Source organism: Rhizobium sp. P1_B8, from assembly GCF_056406515.1.
The window spans coordinates 215,140-225,267 of record NZ_JBFTZZ010000005.1; the positions used below are offsets into that span (position 1 = coordinate 215,140).

Sequence of the window (10,128 nt, forward strand, 5' to 3'; positions counted from 1 at the left end):
AAGGCCGGTTAGGCGGTCCGCCGATACCGGTCGCGCTCCCGCGCAATCTGCTCGGGGGTATATGGATCGAGTGTGTCGTCGAACCGGGTCCCATCCCTGCTCGTTATAGGGCCTCGGGGTTTGTCTCTTCGCGACTGTGAAACCTCTCGATTTGTATTGGCGCTGGCATGACCGGCGCGAAAATTCATTCGAGATCGATCACCATCGAACTTCGGCCGAGTCACACTTTTTGACGCTGGCCCCACAAATCGCAGATGGCGATGACTCTATTCACCTCGTTGGAACGTCGTTGTTGTGACCGTCGTCGAGCGGTCGGACCCGACCCAAATGAGGACTGAGAGATGGATCTGGAAGGAAAGCGAATCGTGGTTGTCGGCGGGAGCCGCGGCTTGGGGAGGGGGCTCGCCGAGGCATTTGCGGTTCGCGCGGCCGAAGTCACAGTGGTCGCCCGAAACGCGGCTGCCGTGCAGGGGCCAGGCAAGCAACCGGCCGTCACCGCCATATCGGCTGATGCAACCGATGTCGACGCGGCATGGCGGATCATGGAGCAGACGCGACCCGATCTCGTCATCATGAACGCCGGTGCGGAACCGCCCATGGAACGGATCGACCGGATTGGCTGGGAGGCATTCACGACCAACTGGAATGTGGACGTCAAGGCCGCGCTGCACTGGGTACAGGCTGCTCTGACGTTGCCGATGACGCCGGGCGGGCTTGTCGTCCTGGTCTCCAGCGGAGCCGCCGTGCAGGGGTCGCCGCTATCGGGCGGTTATGCGGGAGCCAAGCGCGCGCAGTGGTTCATTGCAAAATATGCCGAGGGCCTATCGGCGGAACTCGGCCTGGGTCTGCGCTTCCGGGTCATCGTTCCCCGGCAGATGTTCGCAGGAACCGGTGTGGGTGATACGGGCATCGCGGCCTATGCCGCGGCGGCGGGTCGGACATTTGCCGAACATGCCGCCACCTGGCCGGACATGACGCCGCGGGATTTTGGCGATATGGTCGCCGACCTGATCGGCAGGACGGACCTCGCCGGGGCCCTGGTCTACGCGGTGCGTGGGGATACGGGTGTGACGGTCATCGAATGACAGAAGACGCTGCTCTCGAAGACGAAGAGAGGAAAACTCTGCTCGCAGCGCTCGCCAGGGAAGCGGACGCGCTTCGCCCCGAACTGCACCGCTATGCTGCTCGTCTGGTGGGTTCGGTGATCGACGGCGAGGATGTGATTCAGGACGCATTTGCCAGGGTATTTGCGACGGCTGGCTCGATCCCGCCGGGCACGCCGCTGCGACCCTGGCTATTTCGCATTGTCCACAATCGAGCCATAGATGCCCTGCGCCAGCGCAGTACGCTCCGATCGGAGCCCCTTGAGATGGCTTTCGACCTGGCCGATATCAGCGCCGTCGGTCCGGAGGACGCGCTGATCCGGCAGGACGCGGTGCGGGTCGCCCTGGGCCACTTTGCAGAATTGCCGGTGCCGCAACGCAGCGCGGTGATCCTCAAGGATGTGTTGGGAGAGTCACTTGCGGACATCGCAGCGCTGCTGGAACTGAGTGTCGATGCCGTCAAGGCCCATCTGTCGCGCGGTCGGGCGAGATTGCGCGCCATCTCCGACGTGCGGTCCGAGGTTCCGCCACCGCCGAGTCCCGAGGTCCTGAACTTTGCAGCGCTCTTCAAAGCCCGAGACTGGGACGCGTTGCGTCGCATGCTGGCCGAGGATGTTCGGCTTCGTCAGGCGCGACGGCCGGAAATCTCTGGTGCCGCCGATGTCGGTCGATTTTTCACCTTTTATGCCGAATATCCACCCGTCAGGATCGAACCTGCTTGGCTGGAAGGCCGGGAAATATTGCTGGTATCAGCCGAACCGCCGGGCGGTCCTTCCTATTTCATGCTGCTCGAATGGCGGGAGCAAAAGATAAGCCTGATCCGCGACCATCGCTATGCGACCTATGTCATGGATGGTGCTGATGTCATGCTGGCCGCATCGCGGTGACCGGCATTGATCAAGACGCGCTTTCTCGAGGTCCGCTATGCGCCTCATAATGGTCATCGAGCCACCCGTCGCTGTTGCTGCAAAGCGGACATGACGCAGTGACAAGGCGGGTCGCAGTTGCGCCAAAAGCCGCCATTCCGCCCCATGCGGGTGATTAGATCACGAATTCCTCCTCGTACGTCTGTGGCTTGGAAACGACCGTAACCTCCACCGGAATGATCCAATTGGCCGCGTAGCTCTCGCAGTCGGAACGCTGGAGGTCGGGCTGCACGCATCCAGCCCCATCGATCGCGCGACATCGCAGTGTATATCGCCCCACTTCTTCAGGGGTCCACATGTACTCCCACAAGCGCCATGCAAAGGGACGTTCTGTTTCGAGGAGCCTTCCCTCGCGCCAGCCCTTGCCATCTCCGGTGCAGACCTGCACCTGCCGGATAGCAGCCTCTCCGCTCCAGGCGGCTCCGAAAATCCGGTACGGTTGGCCGGCGATGAGCTGCGCCCCCTGTACCGGACGCGCGATCTGCGCTTTGACCTCCATCTCCGCAAGGGGGACCAGCGTCGGTTCCCCGAGGCTGCGCTCCCAACGGAAATAGTCGCGCGCCTGCCAGTAGCCAAGGAACGGTTGCTCCACAACCGTGATATCAGTGATCCACTTGACCCAAGCCATGCCGAACCAGCCACCCACGACCGCGCGTAGCGGGTAGCCGTGATCGCGCGTCAACGGCTCCTCGTTCATCGAATAGGCAAGGATCGTGCTGTCGGCGATGGCCTTCTCAAGCGGTAGACTGCGCGCAAAAGCGATGGGGCCGGGAGAAGCTGTTTTCTTGTTCGTGTCGACCACGCCGCTGTCGGCGCCTGCGAGCAGAACCTCACATGCGGTTCGCTTAACGCCCGCCATTTCCAAAATGTCGCGCAGAAGAACACCAGTCCACGCGGCATTGCCGACGGCTCCGTTCTGCCACTGCAATCCCTCCCTCGGCGGCTCATAGTAGACGCGCCCGTTCCCTGCACACTCGACGACGGCAGTGAAAGTCGTGCTGCGCATCGCCTTGATGCTGTCGAGGTCTAGTTCGATCGGCCGCTCCACCGCCCCGCCAACGCGCAACCTCCAGTCTCGCGCATCGAGGTCCGGCGACGGGAAATGGTTTCGCACGAAGAACAGCTCGGTCGGGATCAGCCAATCGGAGAGCGACGCAAACGGAAACTCGATATTCTGGGGGGATTTCTGTCGAACTATTAGACTGGGTTGCTCTGGTGTCGGCATCGTCCTCATCTCCCCTTTCAAGACACAACGTCGGCTCTCGGTCGCGCGAATTCCGGTGCGATCACACCGCCCCTCGCAGTGCGTCCGTCGCATTCCGCCTTCGGGCCGCATCCTAGCACATATCGCACGTTCCTCGGATCGACCTCGAGCGGCAGAGGACGATCGACTACCAGTGAGCCTGACCGCCATTAACGGAGACGCGTCTGATAGGCGGGACGCTAGGTTGCCATCCGCGCGCGCAGGCGGGGGCCGATCCAGTCAAGGAAGCACCGCACCTTCAGCGACAGCGGATCGGCTGGTCCGTGAATAACATTTACCGGCAGCGGCTCCGGTGCGAACTCCGCCAACAATTCCCGCAGAGCGCCAGAGCGCAAATGGTCGTTGATCTGGTAAGAAAGCACGCGAATAATGCCGATACCGGCCAGCGCAGCCTGAATGGCAGCCTCTGTCGTGTTGACCGCGAGTTTGAGGCGCGGCTCGACGGCGAAGGCCGCGCCGTCCCGGCGGTATCGCCATTCCGGGGCGGTCGCGAAGCCCTGGAAGCTTATGCCATCATGCGGGGCGAGGTCTTCCGGCTGACGCGGCACTCCTCGGCGGGCGAGATAGTCGGGGCTCGCGCAGATCACCCGGCGGACGGCGCCAACCCGTGTTGCGATAATCGCGCTGTCGGGCAGGTGCCCGATCCGTAGGGCTACATCGACGTGCTCATCCCTCAGGCTTAGCTGCCGATCAGTCAGGGTCAGCCGCAGGTTGATATCGGGTTGCTCCTTCAGGAATTCGAGCGCAATTGGCAGCAGATGGCGCTCGCCGAAGGCAATCGGCGCGGTGACGTGCAGCCCGCCACGCAGCGCTCCATAATCGCCGCTGGCCTGCCGCTCCGCCGCGTCCAGTTCCTCGAGAATACGACGTGACGCGGCGACGAAGGCGCGTCCCTCCTCCGTCAAGGCGAGGCCGCGGCGGGTGCGCACGACCAGGCGAACGCCAAGATGCTTTTCAAGATCGGCCACTTTGCGGCTGACCGTGGCCAGCGGCGCATTCAGCCGCCGTGCCCCGGCAGAAAGACTGCCGGCGTCGACCACCGCCAATAGCACCGCCATCGCGTCAAAACGATCCATCGAAGCCTTCCATAAAATGAGAAGAATGTTTCCACATTGCCAAGATACCCGGTTGATTGTGGATGTCATAGCATTCGCGTCGTCAAGGGGCTCGACGTAGCTCCCATCGTGCTACTGATCCGGAGAAAGATGTCATGCCTCAACTTTCACGTCGCGCTTTCGCTGGCGCCCTGCCTCTCGGCCTCATCGGCGGAAGCCTCCTCGGTGGAGGCCTGCTCGGCGACTCCGCCGCCCGTGCGGCGACGCAGGAAGCTGCCAAGGCGCCTGTTGCGATGAACCCCTTCGCACAGATCCGCATCGGTCGGTTCACCGTGACGGCACTGACGGATGGCTATGCCGATATGCCCTATGACTACTTTCCGGGGCGCTCGGCGCCCGAGGTCGAGAGGGCGGCAAGCGCACAGTTTACCGCCCGGCCGAGTGGGGTTCGGTTCCTCTTCAACCAATATCTCGTCGAGGATGGCGAGCGCCGCATCCTGATCGATGCCGGTGCGGCAGGTTCGATCGGGCAGACCGGACAGTTACCACAGGCACTCGCCGCGCTCGGTCTGAAGCCCGACAAGATCGACGCGGTCATCGTGACGCATATGCACCAAGACCACATGGGTGGGCTGGTTCTGGGAGGTAAGAACAACTACCCCGGAGCCGAGCTTTATATCGATCGTCGCGACATCGCTCACTGGACCGATCCGGCCAAGCGCAGCGGCGCGCCTGAATACCTGCAGACGAGCTTCAGGATGGCGGAGGAGGTGGTGCGGCTATATCCGAGGCTCCAAGCGATCGACGGAGAGCGCGAGATCATGCGGGGCGTTTCGATCGTCGACTTAACCGGCCATACACCCGGCCATATCGGCGTGCGGGTGGAAGATGGCGGGAAGAGCATGATCATGGTTTCGGATATGATTTTTCCGGTCGTGCATCCGGCCGCGACCGATGTGTTCTTCCTGTTTGAGCAGGACCGTGCCGCTGCGAAAGCCATGCGTGATCGCTTCTTTCCGCGTGCCGCGTCGGAAGGCGCACTCATCGCTGCCACGCACATGCCGTTCCCTGGGCTCGGTCGTGTCGTTGCTGATCATGGGGAGATGCGTTGGCAAGTCGCAGACTGGGCCTTGCAGGACTGATGTCTGCTCTCGGTGATCTTAAATGCCAAGCAGATCCCAACTGCAATCGCGCCGGCGGCCCTATTCGGTGGATCGCCGACCCCGAACTGATCGTCAGAGGCCGGCAAGATAGTGAGCCATGGCAGCGATGTCGTCGGCCGAAAAATTGCGCACCAAGGCCGTCATGCGGGGCACGTTCGGGCGCTTGTTATCGCGAAAGTCGGAGAGGGTTTTGATCAGGTAGTCCAGCTTCTGATTTGCGACGCGCGGAGTGTTGGCGTATCCGACGAAACCCTCCCGGTGGCACGAGGTGCACTTCTTCCCGGCGTCGAGCGCTTGGAAGCGGGTAATGCTCGCTGCCTCCGCCGGCTCGCGGTAGGCGGGCCAAGGCAGTGCGGAAAAGTAGGCCGCAAGCGCCTTCATGTCGTCGTCGGAAAGATTCTTCGCGATCCGGCCCATGAGGTCGTCGGTGCGCGCTCCATTGCGATATTCCTGCAAAGCTATCAGCAAAGAGGACTCGTGCTGGCCGGCGATGATCGGCGTGTTCTTAACAGTCGGCAGACCTTTCTTACCGTGACACATCTGGCAAAGCTTGGCCTTGTGGGAGATTGCCGCCGGCGGTGGCGCAGCATTGTTCTGCGCTCCAGCCGGCAGCGGACCGAGGGCCACGAGAGCGGCGATGACGAACGGAGCGAGCGCATTGCTGCAGGGCATGCGAGGCCTCCAGATCGAGGCTTAAGCTGAAGTGTGATGCTGATCTTATCAGGAGATGCAACCATTGGCGAACGGACCCCGCCGCCTCCATCCGACTATGGCTGCGTTTTTATGAGTTCACGCCCTAGTTGACTTGGAGTCTTGCGGCATTTGCTGCATAAGTCCGGGAAATTCTGGCCTAAATACGGAGCTAAAGCGATGAAGGTTCAGGGCCAGAGTGAGCTGTCTGGTATCGGTGAAATCCGAGCCCAGCTCGGCGGCTGGCTCATATCGACGGCAGGCATGTCGTCTACCTCTCGCGGCCTGCACTTTGATGTGAGAGACGGGAGCCACGGCGTCGAACTGGTTGTGCCTGGGTGTGATCATCATGCAGTGTTAGTGGCGCTGGGATCATCACGGCAATTCCGCTTTCAAACGCACATAGCGTCCCGCGAGGTATCTTGCAGAGCAGGGGATCTGATTGTCGTCCCGGCCGGCAGCCCAGCACGGCTTGGAGGCGCTATCCCGCCAATGCTTCGGATCGGTATCGACCCAGAGCAACTCAGCGATGGCTCTCGGTTACGTGAGCCCCTCCGAGGCAGGGATGATCAGACGGGCTCTATCCTTCACGCCAACGATTTGTTTGCACTGTACATCGGCGGCGCGATCCTCGAGGAGATGCGCAAGCCGGATTTTCAATGGCGGATGCCTCTGTTACGTCACCTTGCTGAAGCGCTAACCGTGCATTTCGTTACAATGTATGGTGTTTACACAGTCTCCGATCACACCGGCGAAATCAGCGACAGGGAAGCCATCCGACGGGTAATCGAGCATCTTGGGCGGACAACGCACGACTTTCCTGACCTCTCCTCGCTCGCCAAGCGGACCGGTCTCAGCCGCTTTCACTTCATCCGGGTTTTTAAAGCTGAGATTGGCATGACGCCTGCGCGATACGTGGAGCAATGCAGAATTGAGCAAGCGAAGTCATTGATCGAGACAGCCGAAATATCGTTGGCCGATATTGCCGATAAGCTTGGGTTTGTCGATCAAAGCCACCTGACCCGCCGTTTCAAAAAGGTCGTCGGTAGCACCCCTGCTGCATACGCACGCGCAAAGGGCCGCAGGCATTTATCAGAGATCTAACAATAATGTACAAAATAAGCAATAATCTACCATTAGAGTCAGATAACTTCGACACTTATCAAGCCGAAAATCAGATTTTTCGTCTCATTGGCCTGTCTTAAGCAATAACATCCCAGATATAGCAATAAAATGCCATGACCTAATCTCCAAGGTAGTTCATATGTATTGCCAACAGACGACATCAGCACAGGAGATGTAGCCGTGAATATTATAAACGTTATTCTTGTGCACGGATATTTCCTCGACGGTAATGCTTGGAATAAAGTTATACCGTTACTGTCAGAGCGAAGCATTGATGCAATCGCCGTTCAGCTTTCATTGACCTCGTTCTCTGAGGACGTGGCAATTGTTCATCGCGCCATTGAAATGCAGGACGGTCCGGTCATCCTCGTGGGACAGTCTTATGGTGGCGCGGTCATTACCGAGGCGGGCAACCATAGTCGAGTTGCCGGCCTCGTCTACATCGCCGGCGCTGCGCCAGACAGTGGCCAGTCCGTCGACGACTGGTGGAGCGGTTATGCGACTGCGGCTGTTGTGAATGAACTGAGGCCCTGGGGCGACGCGCATGTTACGCTCACCCGCGACGGGGTGCGCAAATACCTGGGCCAGGATCTTCCGACTGCAGAAGCCGATATCGTCTACGCCACTCAGGGACCGCTTGGAACACGCAGTAAATTAGAGAAGATCTCCAAAAGCGCGTGGCACACCAAGCCTTCCTGGTACATGGTCACAACGCTCGACCACACGATGCCGCCCGCGGTACAGCAGGACTCCGCCGAACGTATGGGTGCCGAGATCATGGTTGTTCAGGCAAGCCACTTGCCTATGCTTTCACAACCGAAAGTCGTTGCCGAGTTCATCGCCAACGCCGCCGCGTCTTTTGACTGATAATTCGGTCCCAAGCCGAAGCATCATTCAAAACAACATATTCCGGAACGACCTCGCCACAACGGCGAAACGACGACCCATTCCTTAGCGGACTGTGTCTGTTCGACCAAGTTCGACCTGGCGCGCATCGCCTGGTCACAAAAGCTTCGAAAGGAGCCGTTGGCTCGCTTGCCTCCCAACGGAATTATTTGCCCAATCCAAGAAGGAACAGGATAATGTCTACATCATCGAAACCTACCATCGTTTTTTGCCACGGCATTTGGGCCGACGGCTCATGCTTCAGCAAAGTAATCCCTGCACTGCAGGCGGACGGGCACGAAGTCATCGCCGTCCAGTACGGCCTGGACTCCTACGAGGAGGACGTGGCTACGGTTAAGCGGACGCTCAATCGTGTCGGCAGCCCCGTCATCCTCGTCGGGCATTCCTACGGTGGCGCAACGATCACGGCCGCCGGCATCGACGAGCGTGTCGTTGGTCTGGTTTACGTCGCCGCGGTCGCCCCGGATGTCGGCGAGACCGTGCAGGATCAGCTCGCCAAGTATCCGTCGGACATCTTCAACCATGTCGAGGCAGCGGACGGCCGGGCCTGGATGCTGCCGAGCGGAACCAAGTTCTTCGCTGGAGACCTCTCGGAGGAAGAGCAGAAGCTTGTATGGGCCACGCACTATGCGCCGGTTGCCGATCTGTTCAACCAGCAAAAGCTCAGTGCCGACGAGATCGCGTGGAAGTCCAAGCCAAGCTGGTACGTCTTGGCGACGCAGGACCACACGGTGCACCCCGATCTCCAGCGCTGGGTTTCCAAGCGTATGAACGCGACGGTGACGGAGGTGGAAAGCAGCCACGTGCCGATGCTCTCTCAACCCGACGTGGTTATCGATGTCATCCGCAAGGCAGCGGTGGCCGTCGAGCGTCGCTGATATATCGTGGAAATTGATAGGAAGAGACCGTCATGAGGCGGTCTTTTCTGTTATCGGCAGATGCACCTATAGGCGCGTCCGCCAACTGCGGGAAGGGGTGGGGGAGGCGTGGAGTTCGCTGTGGGCCATCTACTCCGGCCAGAGGCACCGGCTGACGCGTGAGATCACCGCTTCAACCCTCCTTGCGACGTGCAAGGAGGGTTGAGCTCAAGGCCGGTTAGGCGGTCCGCCGATACCGGTCGCGCTCCTGCGCGATCTGCTCGGGGGCATATGGATCGAGCGTTTCGTCGAACCGGGTCCATCCCTGCTCGTTATAGGCACGCCGACGTTCGATCGGGTCGACCCAGTTTGAGCCTTGCAGAATGGCCTGCGCCTCGGGMGCGCGGGCATCGTCGACCTTGGCCGTGACCAGGCTGCCGCCGCGGCGGACACCTTCGGCATAGAGGTGAGCATCATCTTCCGGGACGCCGGAGTCGGTGAGGGCGCCGATCAGGCCGCCGGCCGCACCGCCAGCGACGGCGCCGGCGACAGCCCCGGCCGCAGTCGCGGCAAGCCAGCCTGCGGCAACCACCGGCCCGACACCGGGGATGGCCATCAGGCCCAGTCCGGTSAGCAGGCCGCCAGCGCCACCGACGGCAGCGCCAATGCCGGCACCCGTCGCGGCATCCTCGCCARCGTCAGAGTCGCGATCGATGCGGCCTGCCTTGTTGGAGACGATACTGATGTYGTTTGASGGAATGCCYGCCGCTTCCAGTTTGCTGACGGCGGAGCGAGCGTCCGAGTRGTCGTCGAAAAGTCCGGTTACAGTTCTCATCATGCTTCTCCTTGGGTTACTTGGCGACGATGTTGCCTTGATAATCGAGGGCAATGGCGACGGCTTTGCCGTCCTTCATGCCGGAGGCCATCCAGATCCCCTTGTCATCGAGCTTGAGATCCTTGACGTCGGTGTAGCCCGCTTCCGCAATGCGATCCTTCGCCTGAGCTTCGGTAAAGCTATTGGCGCCCTCAACGGGCGCAG

The 10,128-nt window shown here is 60.7% G+C and carries 11 protein-coding genes; 6 read left to right on the forward strand and 5 right to left on the reverse strand.

Annotated elements, in window-relative coordinates; genetic code table 11:
- Positions 1-341 precede the first annotated feature (341 nt).
- Together AC1D2N_RS09555 and AC1D2N_RS09560 are read left to right on the forward strand one after the other, a co-directional pair.
- Positions 342-1,085 (forward strand): SDR family NAD(P)-dependent oxidoreductase, encoded by a 744-nt coding sequence (locus tag AC1D2N_RS09555; RefSeq protein WP_130651933.1) that lies wholly within the window; start codon positions 342-344, stop codon positions 1,083-1,085.
- Positions 1,082-1,990 (forward strand): RNA polymerase sigma factor, encoded by a 909-nt coding sequence (locus tag AC1D2N_RS09560; protein WP_130651934.1) that lies wholly within the window; start codon positions 1,082-1,084, stop codon positions 1,988-1,990. Before AC1D2N_RS09555 ends, AC1D2N_RS09560 begins: the two co-directional genes overlap by 4 nt.
- A gap of 154 nt (positions 1,991-2,144) precedes the next feature.
- Here AC1D2N_RS09560 and AC1D2N_RS09565 read toward each other — a convergent pair whose 3' ends face one another.
- Both AC1D2N_RS09565 and AC1D2N_RS09570 read right to left on the reverse strand, forming a co-directional pair.
- Positions 2,145-3,254, reverse strand: a complete 1,110-nt coding sequence (locus AC1D2N_RS09565; RefSeq protein ID WP_245484444.1) for a sulfite oxidase — start codon at positions 3,252-3,254, stop codon at positions 2,145-2,147.
- 218 nt (positions 3,255-3,472) lie between these two features.
- A complete protein-coding gene (locus tag AC1D2N_RS09570; RefSeq protein WP_182565517.1) occupies positions 3,473-4,369 on the reverse strand; it encodes a LysR family transcriptional regulator in 897 nt (298 codons plus the stop codon).
- 134 nt (positions 4,370-4,503) lie between these two features.
- On the opposite strand from AC1D2N_RS09570, the gene AC1D2N_RS09575 reads away from it, so the two are divergent.
- Entirely contained in the window at positions 4,504-5,490 is a 987-nt protein-coding gene (locus AC1D2N_RS09575; protein ID WP_130651937.1) for an MBL fold metallo-hydrolase, read from the forward strand.
- 93 nt (positions 5,491-5,583) lie between these two features.
- On the opposite strand, the gene AC1D2N_RS09580 is transcribed toward AC1D2N_RS09575, so the two are convergent.
- Positions 5,584-6,183, reverse strand: coding sequence for a c-type cytochrome (locus tag AC1D2N_RS09580; protein ID WP_130651938.1), 600 nt, complete (start codon positions 6,181-6,183; stop codon positions 5,584-5,586).
- A gap of 198 nt (positions 6,184-6,381) precedes the next feature.
- On the opposite strand from AC1D2N_RS09580, the gene AC1D2N_RS09585 reads away from it, so the two are divergent.
- The 3 genes from AC1D2N_RS09585 (at position 6,382) to AC1D2N_RS09595 (ending at position 9,110) form a co-directional block, all read left to right on the forward strand.
- Positions 6,382-7,305, forward strand: a complete 924-nt coding sequence (locus AC1D2N_RS09585) for a helix-turn-helix transcriptional regulator (RefSeq protein ID WP_245484445.1) — start codon at positions 6,382-6,384, stop codon at positions 7,303-7,305.
- Between the two features lie 201 nt (positions 7,306-7,506).
- Positions 7,507-8,193 carry an alpha/beta fold hydrolase gene (locus AC1D2N_RS09590; RefSeq protein WP_130651939.1) on the forward strand — a complete coding sequence of 229 codons (687 nt, stop codon included), beginning with the start codon at positions 7,507-7,509 and terminating at the stop codon, positions 8,191-8,193.
- Positions 8,194-8,408: 215 nt separating this feature from the next.
- Positions 8,409-9,110 carry an alpha/beta fold hydrolase gene (locus tag AC1D2N_RS09595; protein WP_130651940.1) on the forward strand — a complete coding sequence of 234 codons (702 nt, stop codon included), beginning with the start codon at positions 8,409-8,411 and terminating at the stop codon, positions 9,108-9,110.
- A gap of 217 nt (positions 9,111-9,327) precedes the next feature.
- Here AC1D2N_RS09595 and AC1D2N_RS09600 read toward each other — a convergent pair whose 3' ends face one another.
- Positions 9,328-9,924 (reverse strand): general stress protein, encoded by a 597-nt coding sequence (locus AC1D2N_RS09600; RefSeq protein WP_477981166.1) that lies wholly within the window; start codon positions 9,922-9,924, stop codon positions 9,328-9,330.
- A gap of 16 nt (positions 9,925-9,940) precedes the next feature.
- Positions 9,941-10,128 (reverse strand): PepSY domain-containing protein (locus AC1D2N_RS09605; RefSeq protein WP_477981168.1); only part of this gene is annotated, 188 nt, incomplete at its 5' end.

What these genes read in the sequence shown, in the direction of transcription:
- AC1D2N_RS09555 (WP_130651933.1), top strand. Translation starts at nt 342, where the DNA reads ATGGATCTGGAAGGAAAGCGAATCGTGGTTGTCGGCGGGAGCCGCGGC.
- AC1D2N_RS09560 (WP_130651934.1), top strand. Translation starts at nt 1,082, where the DNA reads ATGACAGAAGACGCTGCTCTCGAAGACGAAGAGAGGAAAACTCTGCTC.
- AC1D2N_RS09565 (WP_245484444.1), bottom strand. Translation starts at nt 3,254, where the DNA reads ATGCCGACACCAGAGCAACCCAGTCTAATAGTTCGACAGAAATCCCCC.
- AC1D2N_RS09570 (WP_182565517.1), bottom strand. Translation starts at nt 4,369, where the DNA reads ATGGATCGTTTTGACGCGATGGCGGTGCTATTGGCGGTGGTCGACGCC.
- AC1D2N_RS09575 (WP_130651937.1), top strand. Translation starts at nt 4,504, where the DNA reads ATGCCTCAACTTTCACGTCGCGCTTTCGCTGGCGCCCTGCCTCTCGGC.
- AC1D2N_RS09580 (WP_130651938.1), bottom strand. Translation starts at nt 6,183, where the DNA reads ATGCCCTGCAGCAATGCGCTCGCTCCGTTCGTCATCGCCGCTCTCGTG.
- AC1D2N_RS09585 (WP_245484445.1), top strand. Translation starts at nt 6,382, where the DNA reads ATGAAGGTTCAGGGCCAGAGTGAGCTGTCTGGTATCGGTGAAATCCGA.
- AC1D2N_RS09595 (WP_130651940.1), top strand. Translation starts at nt 8,409, where the DNA reads ATGTCTACATCATCGAAACCTACCATCGTTTTTTGCCACGGCATTTGG.